The organism is Chitinophaga filiformis, from assembly GCF_023100805.1.
Classification (GTDB): domain Bacteria; phylum Bacteroidota; class Bacteroidia; order Chitinophagales; family Chitinophagaceae; genus Chitinophaga; species Chitinophaga filiformis_B.
On sequence record NZ_CP095855.1, the window covers coordinates 5,776,081 to 5,793,151 of the forward strand.

Genomic DNA, 17,071 nt, shown 5'->3' on the forward strand with positions numbered 1-17,071 from the left:
AGAGCCGCCTACTTGTTATGTGTTATTATCGTTATGTCATTGTTGGGTTCATTCAAAGCCCAGGCTCAATTTACTTTAGGGGGATATTCCAATAGCCACTACGCCGGCATACACGGTGTTCCGAACAACCCGGCATCTGCCGCCGGCACACACTATAAATGGGATGTCAACATTGCCGGCATTAATGCTGCCGCCGGAAATACATATATCCGCTTTCCGCGCTCTATCCTGCTGCATCCACCGGATTCACTGGAGGCACTGAAAAAGAACCGTGATTATTTCCTCGATACTGCCGCTACCGGCAAACAGTTTGGCTGGGGTAATATCGACCTCATGATGCCTTCTGTGCTCTATTCCATCGACGAACTGCAGTCTGTGGCCTTCACCTGGCGTGTACGCGCTATGGCCAATGGCGGTAACATCACCACAGACGTAGCGAACTTCTTCGCACAGGACTTTCCGAATCCGAACTTTGTAAAACGCCGTTATGATATGCCAATTGCCAATGGCAGCTTCCATTGGTGGAATGAATTTGGTTTCACTTACGCCCGTGTATTGAAAGACGATGGTTCGAACGTACTGAAAGGTGGCGTTACCCTGAAATTATTATCAGGTGTGGCGGCAGGTTATGCGCAGGTCGATAACGCTACATTCGTGATGAACACCACTACCAGCGGAGAGATCAACGATGGCACCCTCAAAGTAGGCTACAGCGAAGGAATTGCCAATTGGGAAAGGCCTAATGCCAGCAACTATAAAGTGTTTGGTAACATGGGAGTTGGTATGGACGTTGGTGTTACTTATGAGTGGCGTGAATCGATGGATGGCCTCACCGGTTATGATGACTCTCAGTGGAATCCGGAAGCTGACGACTACCGCTTACGTTTAGGCTTGTCCATTACCGACCTTGGGGCCATCACCTATAAGAAAGCGCCTAATGTTACTGATCTGGACCTGCGTGCCACCAACGTCAATCCGGATGATCTCCGTCTCCGTAAAAACGAAAGCTGGCAGCAATATTACCGTCGTATCCAGACCTACTTTACGCCGGTGGCTTCTTCTGAAAAATTCCGTATGAATACGCCTGCGGCATTAAACCTCATGGCGGACTATAATATTGATGGTCGTTTCTTCGTCAACGCTGGCGGCAGAATTGCCCTCAATGCCGGCAAATACGATCCGAGCAAAACATACGTGGTATCTTACTTCCAGGTAACGCCCCGTTATGATTCCCGCTACATCGGTGGTTACCTGCCGCTGTCTGTGAACAGGAATGGCCAGTTTGACGCTGGTCTGGGCCTTCGCCTGGGACCGCTGGTGATCGGTTCATCCACCATGTTGTCGAACCTGTTCCAGAAGAACAAGAACCGCCTGGATGGTTTCATTGCCCTGCGTATCATTCCTATCAAGCGGGGTGAGGGTAAGACCGGATGTCCGGCTGCACAGTTCTAAGTATTTTACTGATAATTTTCCTGGTTAATTTACATTTGATGCCGGAACAAATAACTTTGTTCCGGCATCACTATTTATATGAACTACCAGGAAACGCTAGAATATCTTTATCAGCGGCTGCCCATGTTCACCCGGGTAGGCGCAAGCGCCTTTAAAAAGGACCTGCATAATACCATCGAATTATGCAAACAACTGGGCGATCCCCAGCACCAGTTTAAATCCATCCATATAGCAGGGACCAATGGTAAAGGTTCCACCAGCCATATGCTGGCGGCGATCTTCCAGCAGGCTGGCTATAAGACAGGTTTATATACGTCTCCTCATCTCCTTGACTTCCGTGAAAGGATCCGCATCAATGGGGAAATGGTACCTACTACCTTCGTGACGGAATTTGTTGAGCAGCTGAAGCCTGCTATTGAATCGCTCGAACCTTCGTTTTTCGAACTGACCGTGGCTATGGCCTTCCAGTACTTTGCACTGGAACAGGTGGATATAGCCATTATCGAGGTAGGTCTTGGTGGCAGATTGGATAGTACGAATGTGATCACTCCCGAGCTGTCTGTCATCACGAACATCAGTTATGACCACATGCAGATACTGGGTAATACCCTGCCGGAGATTGCGTCCGAAAAAGCGGGTATCATCAAACCGGGTGTGCCTGTAGTCGTTTCAGAAACACAGTCAGAAGTAGAGGCTGTGTTTGCCGATAAAGCCAAAGCACTTGGCGCTCCTATTCACTTTGCTGACCAGGAATGGCTGGTGCAGCAATCTGAGTTTGCCGAAGGACATCTCATGCTTGGATTACAGCATAGTCATAACGGTGATCTTAAAACGATCCGCACAGATCTTACCGGTCAATACCAGATGAAAAACATTATGGGTGTTCTGTCGGCAGTAAAGATCTTACAACACGCTGGCTGGGAACTACCTTCCCAGACGGTGATGACGGCGCTGTCGCATGTTAAAAAGCTAACCGGTCTGCGTGGCCGTTGGGAGATCATCTCCCGCGATCCGCTGACGATCTTTGACGTCGGCCACAACCAGGCGGGCATCACGGAGGTTGTTCAGCAACTGGAGCATATGGTATACCGGCATCTGCATATTGTAACAGGCTTTGTGAAGGATAAGGAAGTGAGTAAGGTATTACCTTTATTCCCGCCTGCGGCGACTTACTACTTTTGTAAAGCGCAGATCCCGCGGGCAATGGATGAGAAAGAGCTTGCAGCAGCAGCGCAGCAGCATGGGTTGCGCGGGCATGACTATCCTACAGTGCAACAGGCGTATCAGGCTGCGAGGCAGCAGGCGCATAAAGAGGATATCGTGCTGGTGTGCGGGAGTTTCTTTGTCGTGGCGGAGGTGATGTGATTAGCTGGTTTGTTGTGCATTATCAAGCGTATGGGCTTGGGACCGCTGATTTAACTCCTGTCAATCGTATCAGATGCTGCGAAGGGCTAAGGCCCGTAAGCTCTATCTGGAACCGTCCGCTGCTTAGTGAGGGTTTATTGATAGATTGGCCTAAAACAGTTATAACCGTCATAGTAAGACAATGTATCAGAATAAACGAAACGTACTTGGAAACGTATTTGGAAACGTCTTTGGAAGATCCCTGGAGGCCACTGGAACACCTTAAATAACTGCAGTACATTGTTATGTACATAAAGCTAAGAGGCTGCTCAAATGAGCAGCCTCTTAGCTTTATAAAAAGATTAGTAATTACTAATTGCCCAATCAATCAACTGCTGATTGACGGCTTACAACTTCAGTTCCTTCAACTTTAGCAGTGCATAGAACAGGCATGTTACGTGCAGGCTTTGCAGGATCTTGTTTTCCTTCAAAAGCTGCTCTACATCTTCCAGGTCCATGAGTACTACTTCGATCTCTTCATGTTCATCCAGGTCCTGGTCCTGTACCTTTCTCCCCCCTGTAGCGAGGAACATGTGTGTAAGGTTATTGCTGGATGCAGGATTCGGTGCCACTGCTCCTAATGGGATCAGTTTTTCAAATTCATATCCTGTCTCTTCCAGCAACTCTCTTTTCATGGCAAATTCCGGATCGGGATCAGTATCATCCATTGTGCCTCCGGGGATTTCCAGTATGGTCTTTCCAATGCCCTGCCTGAACTGTCTTACCATTATGATACGACCGTCGGCTGTTACAGCGACACAGTTTACCCAGTCATTATATTCCAGCACATAGTAGGCGTCTACAATCTTCCCGGCGGGTGTTTCGCATGTATCCTTACGTGCTGTTAACCAGTTGCTTTTGTAAATGTATTCAGAACTTAGTGTCTTCCACTCTAACGATGCCATAATCCTTCTGTTTGATGATTTATTGCCAGTTGTTTCGCTCCTTCAGTCTTTCAATATGTGCCAGGTGATGTTTGCCATGCCATGAATAATTACCGGCAACCGCCTTCAGTACAAAGGTCTTGCCGCTTTCAGGATGAACAAATGTACGCTGCCATTGCTCTTCCGTCAGGTTATCCATCAGGTTCACCCAACGTGTATGTAAAGCGTGTAACAAGGTCAGTGAAATATTGATCGGCGTCTTCGACACATCAGGTAATTCCGCCCATGCAGCTTCGTCATATGCCTTGATGGTAGGATTGTCCTCCGTCAACGCCCATTTAAAACGTGTCAATGCATTGGTATGACTATCTACCAGATGATGTACTACCTGTGCAACAGTCCAGCCATCAGGTCTGTAAGGTGTTGCCAGTTGCGCGGCATCCAGGCTCTGAACCGCTATCTCCACCAGCGATGGTAAATACCTGATGTCGTTGATATATCCCCTTAGTATAGCAGCACTGATTTCAGCAGGCGCCTCATATTTGCCAATGGGATATTTTAATTGCTCAAGATCCATTATCTAAATATTAAGGTTAGAATTGACCATTCATCGTCAAAATCCAGAATTATTATCACGCGTCACAGCCACGATGTGATTTAAAATCCAGCACCAAATCCTGTATCATATTGACCAGGTGTTATGATAACAAGGGAAGTGCTCATGGGAATAAGCCATATTTATTTCCATGGACCAGGTCAGAAGCGTGTTTTATTCTTCTCTCAGGCCTTTCCCTGTCATATGGATAAACACATCTTCCAGGTTTGCCTTTTTCACTTCTTTCTTGCGCTCAAAGCCTCCTGCTACCAGCTGGTCGATGAGGGCATCAGGAGATTCGAGTGCGATGATCCGTCCGCTATCGACGATGGCGCAGCGATCGCACAGGAATTCAGCTTCATCCATATAGTGGGTGGTGATGACAACGGTAGTACCTTTTGAGCGTACTTCCAGGATCAGGTCCCAGAGGTTGCGTCTTGCCTGGGGATCGAGACCGGTAGTCGGTTCATCCAGGAAAATGATCTTTGGCTTGTTGATGAGCGTAGTAGCGATGGAAAACCGTTGTTTTTGTCCGCCGGAGAGGTTTTTGAACTGCGCTTTCGCTTTGTCTTCAAGATTGAATGCAGCGAGCAGTTCTTTTGGATTCACATCCTGGTTGTAGAGGCCACAGAAGAGGGTGATCAGCTCTGTCAGGTTGAGCCTTGGATAGTAACCGGAACTTTGCAATTGTACCCCGATCACCTTTTTAATGGCTTCCGGGTTTTTGTCAAGGTCAATGCCGTCTACGATCACTGTTCCGGAGGTCTTATCCCTGAGCGTCTCAATGATCTCAAGGGTAGTGGATTTACCGGCCCCATTAGGACCTAATAATCCGAAGATCTCGTTCTCGTATACATCAAAGCTGATGCCTTTAACTGCCGTAAAATCACCGTATGTCTTTACCAGGTCCTTTACTTCAATAATCTTCCTCTTTTCCATGCGTCTAAATTAATGCAAATAGCGACAGGCTGCAAGCCCGTACGGTAAAAAGCGGCATTATGACGATAAAAGAAGGCGCCGACCGGCATCCCATACTGAAACCGAGCTACTTTGCGTGAAAAAAAGAAGCGCCCTTTTTCCCCTGAACTTCGTTCCAGGAAAAAAGGGCGCTTAAATAAAATCGCCGATATTATTTCTTAACAAAGAACTGCGTAAAGTAAGTGATCCTTCCCTTAGGCGCAGCCCCGATACCGATCATATTGAAGTCTCCCAGCATATTACGGCGGTGACCAGGACTTTTGATCCAGCCATCCACTACTCCTTTCGCATCCAGGTTGCCATACGCAACATTCTCCCCTACACCGGACACACCATGAAATTTCAATGTCACAGCGTCATTACGGATCTCGAACTGGTCATGTCCGAAAGGAACCTTTCCAGCCGCCATGTTCTCGCTGTGCTTCTGCGCCAGCTGCGAACAATACGATTCCAGTTTCAGCGGAGGCAATCCTTTCGAGGCCCTGAACTCATTGGTGTAATAAAGAATATCCTTAATCAGCTTGGCTTCCCCTCCTGCAGGCGGTTCCTCACTTACAGCTGCCGGGGCATTGCCCTTTGCAGGTGAGGTTTTGGCCGGTACGGCCGACCGTGTACAGGAAAATACGAGCAGGTGAAATGCCAGAAAAAATGAAAAAACGGTAAATGTGAGCTTCCGGGTCATAGTATATGGTATAATAAATAATTTACATTAGACAAATATAACCAGTGCAGGTTTAGCAATAGTTATACCAAAAGCTCATATTTTACTTTTTTACTAACTATTTACTATTCGTTGCCATACATCCATCATGTTCTTTGACCCTAAAAATACGGGTACACGCTGGTGTAATTTGGACGGTTTCAGCTCCAGCAGGCGTTGTCTGCCAGTAGCCATTGCCAGTCCGCCGGCCTTTTCCATGATGAACGACATGGGATTGCACTCATAACATAAACGCAAACGTCCCCCTGCATATTTTCCGAAAGCCGGATACATGAAAATGCCCCCCTGGATCAGGGTGCGGTGTACCTCAGCCACCATACATCCTACGAAACGGTGGCGGTAGATCTTGTCATGCTCGTCTTTAGCCAGGAAATAGTCGATCGCCTTACGGATCTTATCCTCGTAAAGGTGATAATAACCGATGTTAACGGAAAATATATCGCTTTCTCCCGGGCACCTCAGGTTAGGATGCGAGAGGCAGAATTCCCCGATGGAAGGATCGAGGGTGAAGCCCTGTACGCTGCGCCGGGTAGCGTATACCAGCATGGTGGAAGAACCGTAGATAACATATCCTGCGGCAATCTGCACATAGCCTGGCTGCAGGAAGTCTTCCAGTTCGCAGACGCTCCCTGTAGGCGTGAGCCGGCGATATACTGAAAAAATGGTCCCGATAGACACATTCACGTCTATATTGCCCGATCCATCCAGGGGGTCCAGCAATACGACGTACTTGGAGTTTTTGGAGTATTCATCGTCAAACGCAATGAAGTTCTCCTCTTCTTCCGATGCCACGCCGCAGCAATAAATACTGCTGCGCAGGGCGCTGATGAACTGATCATTGGCGAATTCATCCAGTTTCTTGACCAGTTCCCCCTGTACATTGATCTTTCCTGCCTCACCGAGTATGTCTGCAATACCGGCCTTGTTGACCTCCACATTGACCCGCTTCGCGGCCAGACCTATATCACGCAGTAAACCAGATAGTTGTCCTGTTGCACCGGGGTAATTCCTGAGCTCCTGGATGGTGAATTCGTCCAGGGTCATTACTTTTCTGTTATTCATGTATAATGGATTAGTTTTCTCGTATTTGTGAGCTGCCGCATGCATTCTTCCTTTCAGCTAATTTACCGAAACAGACGCTATTTTAATGGAACTGTCATTTTCAGGTAAACAAATTTTAAAACATATTTAAAGTTGCCTTACTTTGCCCCGTATTTTTTCACGGAAGATTAAGCATATATGAAGGTTTTCAAATTTGGCGGTGCAAGTTTAGAAAGTGTTGAACGTATTCAACAGGTTGCAGCCATCGTACAGTCATTCCCGGAACAGCAACTGCTGATCGTCATATCGGCTATGGGCAAGACGACGAATGAACTGGAAAAGGTCGCCCAGAACTTCTTTCTGCGTAAACGTGAAATTGCCGCCCAGCTGCTGCATAACATTGAGCAACAACACCTTGAAGTGGCAGATAAACTGCTGGGTACCCGTGATAATCCCCTCTTCGCCCAATTACAGCAATTCTTTACGGAAGCTGAATGGACCCTGGGAGAAAAACCCTCCCGCTCATTCGACTACTATTACGACCAGCTGGTAAGCCTGGGTGAGCTGCTGAGCACTGCCATCGTCAGCGCCTATTTTAACCTGGCAGGGGTGAACAATGTATGGATGGATGTACGCGATGTTTTCCGTACAGACGATACCTTCCGCGATGCCAATATCGACTGGACGGTGACCAGCCAGAATGTACAGGAAAAAGTGTTACCGCTGTTCAAAAAGCATAACATCGTGATCACACAGGGCTTCATCGGCAGCACCGATCAGAATGAAAGCGTGACCCTGGGCCGTGAAGGCAGTGACTATTCCGCAGCCGTATTTGCCAACATGCTCAATGCCGAAAGCCAGACCATCTGGAAGGATGTGGAAGGCCTGAAAAATGCAGATCCCAAATTATTTCCCAATACCATCAACATACCCGAGATCACTTACAGCGAGGTGATTGAAATGGCGTACTACGGCGCACAGGTTATCCATCCGAAGACGATCAAACCGCTGCAGAACAAGCAGATCCCCCTGTACGTGAAGAGCTTTCTGAATAAAGATCTTCCCGGCACCGTCATCAGGGAGGAATCCGACATTAAGCAGTTACCGCCCATCATTGTATTAAAGAAAAACCAGGTACTGCTGACCATCACTTCCCGTAACTTCGATTTCATTACGGAAGACCGGATCAGCGACATTTATGAACGCTTCCACAAGCTGAAGATCAAGATAAATTTGATGCAGAATGCAGCTATCAGTTTCTCCTGCTGTATTGACAACAACCCTGAAAAGATCGAACAGTTGATGAAAGAGCTGCATAATGATTTTAAAATCTCATATAACGAAGGTTTGGAATTATTGACCGTCCGTTATAACCAGGATGGCCTGCTCGAAGAACTGAGCAAGGACAGGACCGTTCTGCTGGAACAAAGATCACTCATCACAATTCAGCGCTTACTGAAATAATTTTTCCTACCTTTTTGCAACCTTTTCTGTACCCGGTCGTCTTTTTAAAAAACAACCTGCATGAAAAAGGTATCCATACTGATCATCATAACCCTGGGTATCCTTGCCATTGTAGCACTGGAGGGCAGGGCTTTGCATCAACTGCGGAAGGAACATGCAGGCACCAATCCTGAAATGCTTCCTTTCTACCTGCTCAGCATAGGGCAAGAGTGGGTAGCACCAGTTAAGACACAGTCATGCCGTCACTCTGAGATTTGAACTTATGAAAAGAATTCTGCTTATCATGTTCCTGGCCATCGCCGGTACAGGGACTATCTATGCCCAGCATGTTTCGGGAAAGATCACTGTTAAAACCGCTGAAACAAATGGGCAACCCCTTCCCTTTACAAACGTATTGCTGCGTCATGTAAAGGACTCCTCCCTGGTAAAGGGAGAGCTCAGCTCCCAGGATGGTAGCTGCACCTTCGATAAGATTACCGAAGGCAGGTACTTTATAGAAGCTACCTTAATGGGCTATACCTCTGCAAGCACTTCGGCCTTCACCATTGATGCTAACCACCAGCTTGTTCAGCTGCCCACGCTAAGTTTATCGACCGCCAGCAAAACGCTGCAGGCAGTAAATGTAACGGCGCAAAAACCCTTCATTGAAAGAAAGAACGGCGCCACCGTATTAAACGTTGAAAGCAGCCTGGCCGCTTCCGGCGGTACAGCCCTGGATGTCTTAAAAAGAGCGCCGGGCGTGCAGATAGATAAAGACGATAATGTCATTCTCCAGGGTAACCAGGGCGCTACGATCATGCTGGATGGTAAGCTGACCTACCTCTCCGGCGAACAGCTGGCGAACCTGCTGAGAAGCCTTCCCGCTGAGAATATCGCTACAATAGAGATCATTACCAGTCCTTCCGCCAAATATGATGCCGCCGGCAAAAGCGGCATCATTAACATCAAGACCAAGAAAACCATTATCACCGGTATCAACGGTTCCATCAACCTGGGCGCCGGCGCCGGTAAATACGGCTTCTATAACGCAGGCCTCAACCTGAACTGGCGGACGGAAAAATTCAACCTCTTCGGTAACTACAACAACGGTAGCAGAGGCTTTTTCCAGACCCGTTACCTGGCCCGTCATATCCAGGGAGATGTTCCGCAGTTCTTCGAACTAAATGCATTTAACAGACGCCGTTTCAAGAACAATAACTATAAGGTGGGGATGGATTATTTCCTCGGTTCCAAACATACCGTGGGCGTACTGGTGAGAGGATATGACAATGCCTTCAACCAGGACGGCTTTAACCACACGCCTATCAGCAGCAATGGCAAGCTCGATTCTACGCTGTATGCCGGTACCTATGTCAGGAATAAATTTTCCAATATCTCTTTCAACCTGAACTATAAAGGCCAGCTGGATACTTTGGGGACAGAGATCGGCTTTGACGCCGACTGGGCAAGATTCAATGACAATAACTACATGACGCTGAACGACAGCATGTATTATGTAGTAAATCCTGTCAGGAATACACATGCCATCCTGAACAGGCCTGTTAACGAGGTGACTATCCGCAGTGTAAAGGCAGATCTCGTACTGCCTTTCAACAAGACCACCAAACTGGAAACGGGTGTAAAGTTCAGCTCCGTTAAAACGGATAATAATCTCAAGTACGATTCCCTGCTCAACGGGAAATACGTGAACGCCATTACCCAAAGCAATCAGTTCATTTATACCGAGGATGTTTACGCTGCATATGCCATCTTCAAAAAGACGATCCATAACACCGACCTGCAGATCGGTCTCCGTGCGGAACAAACAAAATCCGACGGTTATTCCGTTACACTTCAATCGCACGTAAAGCGGTCTTACCTCGATTTCTTCCCGAGCTTCTCCCTGGATCAGAAACTGAATGAATCGCATAAGATAGGGTTAAACTACTCGAAGCGTATTTCCAGGCCTAATTATGGCGACCTGAATCCTTTTGTATTCTATATCGACAAATACAATTACTTCAAAGGGAACCCCTACATGCTGCCGGAGTATACACACAAGGCAGAGTTGAGTTATACCTTTAAACAGAAGTATGTAGCGGCATTCTCTTACAGCATGACAAAGAATATCGTGCTGGAATATATGGTACAGAATGATACGTCCAAAGTAACGACTTACTACGACAGGAATTTCGACCGCAGTTACGTGTACAACATGTCACTGACCATTCCGATCGATCCTTTCAAGTGGTGGAACATCACCAACAATATCAACGGCAACTACAATTACTATAACATCAAGGATAGTACGATTGCCCTGAAGACAAATACATTCGGCCTGAACTATCAAACCACGCATACGTTCACATTCCCGGACGACTGGAAATTTGAGATCAACGCTTATTATGAGAGTCCTTTCGTATGGGGTGTATACAAAATAAGGCCCTCCTATGCCATCGGCTTAGGCGTACAGAAGCAGCTGATGAACAAAAAGATGACCATCAAAATGAATGTCTCTGACATCACCAACAGGGAACAATTCCGCGGCAGCGCGAAGTTTGAGAACATCGACATGTACATCAACAACCGCTGGCAGAACAGGCGCGTTAACCTGGCCCTGACATGGAATTTTGGTAACAGCAATATCAAGGCTGCCCGCGAAAGGGAAGCTGGTAGCGAACAACAAAGGGTAGGCGGTTAACGCGTACCCTTGATATAACCTTCCAGGTTGTCGATGATGAACTGCTGTTCACCGATCACATACTTTACGACATCACCAATGGAGATCATGCCGACCAGTCTTTGCTGGTCATCTGTAACTGGTAAATGGCGGATATGTTTATCCGTCATTTTTACCATACAGTCCTGGATGCTGTCATCTTCCGAAACCGTAAAAGGATTCTCCGTCATAATTTCGCTGATCAGCGTTTCTTTGGAAGCCCTGCCTTTGAGGATTACCCGGCGGGCATAGTCACGTTCTGAAAAGATACCTACTACTTTGTCGTTTTCACTAAGGACAACCAGTGCCCCTACATTCTTGTTTACGAGCACGCTTAAAGCGTCAAACACGGTATCATTTGGCTGGATAGAATAAACCACATGGCCTTTCACGCGAAGGATGTCACGCACTGTTCCCATAACGAGGTAATTTAGGTGTGAAGAATGGAAAATGACCCTATATTCCTAAGTTAAGATTTTATACGCAAATTTGCCTGCGTCATATAAATTTTCCCCCACAATTTGCATTGAGAATATTAATATATTACTTTACGCAATCGTTCGTCAATTTTTTATGTTCTATTTACAACCCTGATAATTAGCATTGTATGCGCAAATTGAGAATACACCTGGCAATCATGGCCTTAGCGGGCCTGCTGGTACCGTCCGGTACTGTATTTGCTCAGAAAAGTTTTAAAGACTGGCCTATGGGGACAGAGCCAGCAGCAATTGGGTTATTTGTTGCCAACCACTATGTGGCTGGTCCGTTTTCAAATTTTGGCAATCCCGGCCCTCCACAATCCATCACCTATCCCGAAGTATGTACCTGGTATGGCGCCTTACAGTTTGCGAAAGCAAGCGGCAACAGGGAACTGGCAGAAAAACTGGCTGCACGTTATGAACCATTACTGGCACAATCCCACAGCCTGATGCCTAAGCCAGACCATGTAGACCACAGCGTATTTGGCGCTATTCCACTGGAACTGTATGTGCAGACGAATCAGTCAAAGTACCTCGAAGACGGTAAAAACTATGCTGACAAGCAGTGGGAACTGCCTGAAAATCCGCTGCCCAATCAACAGGAGCTGCAACAGAAAGGGCTCTCCTGGCAAACCCGTATGTGGATCGATGACATGTATATGATCACGCTGCTGCAGGTAGAAGCATTCCGTGCCACCGGCAATAAAGAATACCTTGACCGGGCCGCCCGCGAAATGGTGGTATACCTCGATGCTATTCAACAGCCTGACGGCCTGTTCTACCACGCCAGCGACGCTCCTTTTCTCTGGGGCCGCGGTAACGGCTGGATGGCCGCCGGTATGACAGAACTGCTCAGCGCCCTGCCGGCCGCCCATACCGACAGAGCAAGGATCATGGATGGCTATAAGAAAATGATGGCCTCCCTGAAGAAAACGCAGGACAAAAACTACATGTGGCACCAGCTCCTCGACGATCCTAACTCCTTTGCTGAAACTTCCTGCTCCGGCATGTTCACCTATGCCCTGGTGGTGGGCGTGAAGAAAGGCTGGCTGGAAGAGAAGGAGTATGGCCCTGTAGCCAGGAACGCATGGACCGCACTGGTCAGATATATCAATGAGGCCGGCGACGTAAAAGACGTTTGCGAAGGCACCAATAAAAAGAACGATCAGCAGTATTACCTGAACCGTTCCCGCGTAACCGGCGATCTTCACGGCCAGGCGCCTGTATTGTGGGCTGCCGCCGCGCTGATAGCCAATTGATCGCGCTTAAGAAAGACACTAAACTTCCACTTATAATGATGTACAAAGGCCTGTCCATAACAGGATTTTTCCTTTTTTGCTTTTCCGGAATCCATGCCCAGCAGCAATACACGGTTGTTTCTCCCGACAGATCGGTAACACTTACAGTCACCGTTGGTGCAGACATTTCCTACAGCCTTTCCCAGGACAGTAAGGAACTGATCGCTCCATCCGTCGTATCGTTCAAAACAGACGCCGAAAAACCGGGCGCCTGGAAAGTAAGCAAAGCCAGACCAGGCTCGCATGATGGTGTTCTCACGCCTGTTATTATGCAGAAGACGAAGACCATTGCCGACAGATACAATGAACTGCATCTCGACTTTACCAACGGCCTGGCGCTGGAATGGAGAGCTTATGACAACGGCATCGCCTGGCATTGGATCGCCAATAGTAAAAAGCCTTACAAGATACTGGACGAACAGGCCAATTTCGTAATGGATAAAGAAGGCCGCTCCTGGTACCCTCAGGAGGATGGCATGTTCTCCCACAACGAACGTAAATACATCAATTATAAGCTGGACAGCCTGGACGATAAGAAACTGGCCAGCCTGCCCGCCTTATTCGAAGTAAAAAATACCAAACTGCTGCTGACAGAATCCGGCCTTTTCAACTATGCCGGTATGTGGCTGCGCGGCCAGGGCGGCGGTAAATTAAAGGCTGTCTTCCCCGCTTACCCGCGTGAGAAGAAAGTAACCAGCGACAGGGATGAAGAGGTAAGTTCCCGCGAGGATTACCTGGCTAAAATACAGGGCCCGCAATCCTTTCCATGGAGGATCGTGATGATAGCCCGCCATGATGGCGACCTGCTGACCAATCAGCTGGTATACCAGCTGGCGCCGCCTGCTACCGGCGACTATAGCTGGGTAAGACCGGGGAAAGTGCAATGGGACTGGTGGCATTATAACAACATCTATGACGTAGATTTCCGCGCCGGCATCAACAACGATACCTACAAGTATTATATCGACTTCGCCTCCAAATACGGTATTGAATATGTACTGCTGGATGAAGGCTGGTGCGACACCCGCGACCTGATGAAGCTGACGCCCGGCATCGACGTTAAAGAACTGGTGGAGTACGCCAAAGTAAAGAACGTACAGATCCTGCTCTGGACCAGCTGGCTGGTGCTTGACAAACAGCTGGACATGGCATTGGATAAATTCCGGGAATGGGGCGTAAAGGGTATCAAAGTTGACTTTATGCAGCGCGATGACCAGGATATGGTCAACTATTACGAAAAGGTATCCAAAGCCGCTGCGGCCCGTAAACTGATGGTGGATTTCCATGGCGCCTACAAACCTACAGGCTGGCTCCGCACCTATCCGAATGTATTGACCTCCGAAGGTGTATTGGGCAATGAGATCAGCAAGTTTGCCGACTGGATCACGCCACAGCATACTGCTACCCTCCCCTTCATCAGGATGGCTGCCGGTCCGATGGATTTCACTCCCGGCGGCATGCTGAATGTACAGCGGGACAACTGGGCAGCCGTGCCGGCCGAGCCAATGACACTGGGTACCCGTTGTAACCAGCTGGCCATGTATGTCGTGTTTGAGAGCCCGCTGCAGATGCTGTGCGACCTGCCTACGCATTACTACCGTGAACCGGTGGCCATGGAGTTCCTGAAAACAGTGCCTACCACCTGGCAGCAAACCATTCCTTTACACGCAAAAGTGGGTGAATATGTTGCCCTTGCCAGGCAGGCTCCTGACGGCGACTGGTACATCGGTGCAATGACCAACTGGACGCCGCGCGAGCTCAGCATCGATCTTTCTTTCCTGCCTGAAGGCAGCTATAAGATCGACAGCTGGAAAGACGGGATCAATGCAGACAGGAATGCAAAAGACTGTAAAATGGAATCCGGCACTGTAGACAATCATGCTAAACTCACCTTAAAACTGGCCCCCGGCGGCGGCTATGTGGCAAGGATCACGAAGCAATAAACTTAGCTTTAAAGATATCAGCTGCTTTAAAAACGAAAGCCCCCGGAAAGCATCTTACTTCCGGGGGCTTTTCATTTCTAAAATAGTCTCTTATTTCTTCGCTATATGTTTGTTTTCCTGGCAGCTGTTTCTTTACTGTGATGTTCATGGCGTCTGCTCGTCTGTATGCGCCGTTACGCTAATGCCATCTGTCTTACAACGATGTATTTTCTCTCACACTGATGTCATCTGCCTTCGGTATATTTTCGCGCACGCTGACGTCGCCCAATCTTATTCCAGCGTCTTCTCTCCTTTCACCGTCGCAGTTTCCAGCTGATGCTGATCCAGCACAATGATCTCATTCTCTCCTTTCTTCAGCCATGGCGCAGGGCAGTACAATCTTTTCTGCGGACCGATCTCCCAGTAACGCCCCAGGTTATGCCCGTTTACCCATACCATGCCTTTCCTGAAATTCGTCATGTCCAGGTAAGTGTCTCCGGTGCTGGTCAGCGTAAAGGTACCTTTAAAGAACTCGCCTGGTTTCACCGCTGCAGATGTTGAAGGTGATAGTTGCTGTACAAATTCGCTCTTCATCGGTAAGCCGAATACTTCCCAGTTCATCAGCGTCATGCCGTTCAGGGTTACACGGTCGGTAATACCCTTGCGATCTATCAGGGCCTGTGCAAAGTTGATACGTCCCATTCCTTCCACCAGTATTTCCAGTACAGGATCTTTCACATCTGATTTAGGCAGTTCGATGCTGTGCTCTCCCAGGCGTCGGTCTATCTTTCCCACATATTGCCCGTTCAGGAATACCGTTGCGTAGTCGTGCAGTTCAACGATGTCCAGCTTACCACTCTTATGACCGACAAGCGTTGTTTTATATACCATGAAGCCATAATCCTGACCATAAGCCTCAAATGTTTTCGGCTGAACAGATTTCACCGCAGATGGCAGATGCTCCCATATACTGGTGTATGGTTTCAATGTAATATCAGGGATGGTGATGGCGGGGATGGGCGCCGGAATAGCAGGCAATTTCTTTTTGCTATAGGAACCTATCGCCTCACGTAGTGCCATGTATTTCTCAGTAGCCCCGCCCTGCTCATTTATAGGCGCATCATAGTCGTAAGAGGTCAGGTCCGGCTCATACCCTTTGCCGCCGGAATTAGCGCCCGCAGTGAAGCCGAAATTGGTTCCTCCGTGTATCACGTACAAATTGAAGGAGCGTTTGGTGTCCATGAGGAACTTCACCTCTTTCACGATACCTGCTTTATCAGGACGGGCCCATTTCTCTCCCCAGTGTGTCAGCCAGCCGGGATAGGACTCACTGCTGAACGACGGCACATCGGGATTCTGTTTACCGGCAGCGGCAAAATCGCCTTCCGAGCTACCGGAATCCAGTCCGATGGCTGCACCCGGTACGGTACCTGCTTCCAGCAATGCAGATACGGGGCCGTCAGCCGTGTAGAATGGAACATTAATGCCGTTCTGCTCCCACAGTTCCTTCAGTTTGTATAAATACTGCCTGTCATTACCAAAGCTGCCGTATTCATTCTCTACCTGTACCATCAGGATAGGGCCGCCATTTGTAACCTGCAGCCCCTTTACCTGTTCTGCCAATGCCTTTACGTAGCGCGCTGTGGCCGCCATATAACGCGGGTCCATACAACGTACTTTGATATCCGGAATTCTCAACAGGTAAGGCGGTAAACCTCCGAACTCCCATTCCGCACATACATAGGGTCCCGGACGTAATAATACCCACATGCCTTCCTGTTGTGCGAGCTTCACAAAGGCGGCGATATCCCGGTTCTCTGAAGAGAAGTCGAATTTGCCTTCTTCCTGTTCGTGATAGTTCCAGAATACATAAGCCGCGATGGTATTACATCCCATGGCTTTAGCCATTTGAATCCTGTGTCGCCAGTATTCTTTCGGGATACGTGCCGGATGCATCTCCCCGCTGATGATCTGGTAAGGCTTACCATCCAGCAGGAAGTCTTTTTTTGCGAGGGTAAAAGAGTGCTTTGACTGGGCGGATACCGCAGAGGTAAGCGCGCACAATGCCAATGCGCTCATTACTACAATCTTTCTCATTGAGCCTGTAAACTTGAGTGAGGAAGTAAAATAGCAAT

Annotated in this window: 14 protein-coding genes; 7 read left to right on the top strand and 7 right to left on the bottom strand. The window is 48.2% G+C overall.

The window, feature by feature from the left end; genetic code table 11:
• Positions 1 to 33 precede the first annotated feature (33 nt).
• On the top strand, positions 34 to 1,452 hold the full coding sequence (locus MYF79_RS22375) for a DUF5723 family protein (protein WP_247810056.1): 1,419 nt from the start codon (positions 34 to 36) through the stop codon (positions 1,450 to 1,452).
• Positions 1,453 to 1,530: 78 nt separating this feature from the next.
• Complete coding sequence (locus tag MYF79_RS22380; protein ID WP_247810057.1) at positions 1,531 to 2,817, top strand: bifunctional folylpolyglutamate synthase/dihydrofolate synthase; 1,287 nt, start codon at positions 1,531 to 1,533, stop codon at positions 2,815 to 2,817.
• 386 nt (positions 2,818 to 3,203) lie between these two features.
• On the opposite strand, the gene MYF79_RS22385 is transcribed toward MYF79_RS22380, so the two are convergent.
• The 5 genes from MYF79_RS22385 to fbp all read right to left on the bottom strand — a co-directional run bounded on the left by MYF79_RS22385 (position 3,204) and on the right by fbp (position 7,096).
• Entirely contained in the window at positions 3,204 to 3,761 is a 558-nt protein-coding gene (locus MYF79_RS22385; protein ID WP_247810058.1) for an NUDIX hydrolase, read from the bottom strand.
• Positions 3,762 to 3,780: 19 nt separating this feature from the next.
• Positions 3,781 to 4,317, bottom strand: coding sequence for a YfiT family bacillithiol transferase (locus MYF79_RS22390; protein ID WP_247810059.1), 537 nt, complete (start codon positions 4,315 to 4,317; stop codon positions 3,781 to 3,783).
• Positions 4,318 to 4,509: 192 nt separating this feature from the next.
• Positions 4,510 to 5,274, bottom strand: a complete 765-nt coding sequence (locus MYF79_RS22395) for an ABC transporter ATP-binding protein (protein WP_247810060.1) — start codon at positions 5,272 to 5,274, stop codon at positions 4,510 to 4,512.
• Between the two features lie 190 nt (positions 5,275 to 5,464).
• A complete protein-coding gene (locus tag MYF79_RS22400) occupies positions 5,465 to 5,995 on the bottom strand; it encodes a CAP domain-containing protein (protein ID WP_247810061.1) in 531 nt (176 codons plus the stop codon).
• Between the two features lie 93 nt (positions 5,996 to 6,088).
• Positions 6,089 to 7,096: a class 1 fructose-bisphosphatase gene (fbp, locus tag MYF79_RS22405; protein WP_247810062.1), complete on the bottom strand. Its 1,008-nt coding sequence runs from the start codon at positions 7,094 to 7,096 to the stop codon at positions 6,089 to 6,091.
• Positions 7,097 to 7,273: 177 nt separating this feature from the next.
• Between fbp and MYF79_RS22410 the strand changes: the two genes are divergently transcribed.
• Genes MYF79_RS22410 through MYF79_RS22420 form a run of 3 tightly spaced genes read left to right on the top strand, consistent with a single transcriptional unit; the run spans position 7,274 to position 11,219 of the window.
• The gene (locus MYF79_RS22410) at positions 7,274 to 8,539 is read left to right on the top strand and encodes an aspartate kinase (RefSeq protein ID WP_247810063.1); all 1,266 of its coding nucleotides are present in this window, start codon (positions 7,274 to 7,276) and stop codon (positions 8,537 to 8,539) included.
• 60 nt (positions 8,540 to 8,599) lie between these two features.
• Positions 8,600 to 8,797 carry a hypothetical protein gene (locus tag MYF79_RS22415; protein ID WP_247810064.1) on the top strand — a complete coding sequence of 66 codons (198 nt, stop codon included), beginning with the start codon at positions 8,600 to 8,602 and terminating at the stop codon, positions 8,795 to 8,797.
• A 4-nt stretch (positions 8,798 to 8,801) separates the two neighbouring features.
• Positions 8,802 to 11,219 (top strand): outer membrane beta-barrel protein, encoded by a 2,418-nt coding sequence (locus tag MYF79_RS22420; protein WP_247810065.1) that lies wholly within the window; start codon positions 8,802 to 8,804, stop codon positions 11,217 to 11,219.
• On the opposite strand, the gene MYF79_RS22425 is transcribed toward MYF79_RS22420, so the two are convergent.
• Positions 11,216 to 11,656: a CBS domain-containing protein gene (locus MYF79_RS22425; protein ID WP_199655409.1), complete on the bottom strand. Its 441-nt coding sequence runs from the start codon at positions 11,654 to 11,656 to the stop codon at positions 11,216 to 11,218. The two genes, MYF79_RS22420 and MYF79_RS22425, sit on opposite strands and share 4 nt — an antisense overlap.
• A gap of 188 nt (positions 11,657 to 11,844) precedes the next feature.
• Here MYF79_RS22425 and MYF79_RS22430 point away from each other — a divergent pair, with 188 nt between their 5' ends.
• Positions 11,845 to 12,975 carry a glycoside hydrolase family 105 protein gene (locus MYF79_RS22430; protein ID WP_247810066.1) on the top strand — a complete coding sequence of 377 codons (1,131 nt, stop codon included), beginning with the start codon at positions 11,845 to 11,847 and terminating at the stop codon, positions 12,973 to 12,975.
• 35 nt (positions 12,976 to 13,010) lie between these two features.
• Positions 13,011 to 14,957 (top strand): glycoside hydrolase family 97 protein, encoded by a 1,947-nt coding sequence (locus MYF79_RS22435; protein WP_247810067.1) that lies wholly within the window; start codon positions 13,011 to 13,013, stop codon positions 14,955 to 14,957.
• 270 nt (positions 14,958 to 15,227) lie between these two features.
• Here MYF79_RS22435 and MYF79_RS22440 read toward each other — a convergent pair whose 3' ends face one another.
• Positions 15,228 to 17,033 carry a glycoside hydrolase family 35 protein gene (locus tag MYF79_RS22440; protein WP_247810068.1) on the bottom strand — a complete coding sequence of 602 codons (1,806 nt, stop codon included), beginning with the start codon at positions 17,031 to 17,033 and terminating at the stop codon, positions 15,228 to 15,230.
• Positions 17,034 to 17,071 lie beyond the last annotated feature (38 nt).

What these genes read in the sequence shown, in the direction of transcription:
- MYF79_RS22430 (WP_247810066.1), top strand. Translation starts at nt 11,845, where the DNA reads ATGCGCAAATTGAGAATACACCTGGCAATCATGGCCTTAGCGGGCCTG.
- MYF79_RS22410 (WP_247810063.1), top strand. Translation starts at nt 7,274, where the DNA reads ATGAAGGTTTTCAAATTTGGCGGTGCAAGTTTAGAAAGTGTTGAACGT.
- MYF79_RS22435 (WP_247810067.1), top strand. Translation starts at nt 13,011, where the DNA reads ATGATGTACAAAGGCCTGTCCATAACAGGATTTTTCCTTTTTTGCTTT.
- MYF79_RS22380 (WP_247810057.1), top strand. Translation starts at nt 1,531, where the DNA reads ATGAACTACCAGGAAACGCTAGAATATCTTTATCAGCGGCTGCCCATG.
- MYF79_RS22415 (WP_247810064.1), top strand. Translation starts at nt 8,600, where the DNA reads ATGAAAAAGGTATCCATACTGATCATCATAACCCTGGGTATCCTTGCC.
- MYF79_RS22420 (WP_247810065.1), top strand. Translation starts at nt 8,802, where the DNA reads ATGAAAAGAATTCTGCTTATCATGTTCCTGGCCATCGCCGGTACAGGG.
- MYF79_RS22395 (WP_247810060.1), bottom strand. Translation starts at nt 5,274, where the DNA reads ATGGAAAAGAGGAAGATTATTGAAGTAAAGGACCTGGTAAAGACATAC.
- MYF79_RS22440 (WP_247810068.1), bottom strand. Translation starts at nt 17,033, where the DNA reads ATGAGAAAGATTGTAGTAATGAGCGCATTGGCATTGTGCGCGCTTACC.
- MYF79_RS22390 (WP_247810059.1), bottom strand. Translation starts at nt 4,317, where the DNA reads ATGGATCTTGAGCAATTAAAATATCCCATTGGCAAATATGAGGCGCCT.
- fbp (WP_247810062.1), bottom strand. Translation starts at nt 7,096, where the DNA reads ATGAATAACAGAAAAGTAATGACCCTGGACGAATTCACCATCCAGGAG.
- MYF79_RS22375 (WP_247810056.1), top strand. Translation starts at nt 34, where the DNA reads ATGTCATTGTTGGGTTCATTCAAAGCCCAGGCTCAATTTACTTTAGGG.
- MYF79_RS22425 (WP_199655409.1), bottom strand. Translation starts at nt 11,656, where the DNA reads ATGGGAACAGTGCGTGACATCCTTCGCGTGAAAGGCCATGTGGTTTAT.
- MYF79_RS22400 (WP_247810061.1), bottom strand. Translation starts at nt 5,995, where the DNA reads ATGACCCGGAAGCTCACATTTACCGTTTTTTCATTTTTTCTGGCATTT.
- MYF79_RS22385 (WP_247810058.1), bottom strand. Translation starts at nt 3,761, where the DNA reads ATGGCATCGTTAGAGTGGAAGACACTAAGTTCTGAATACATTTACAAA.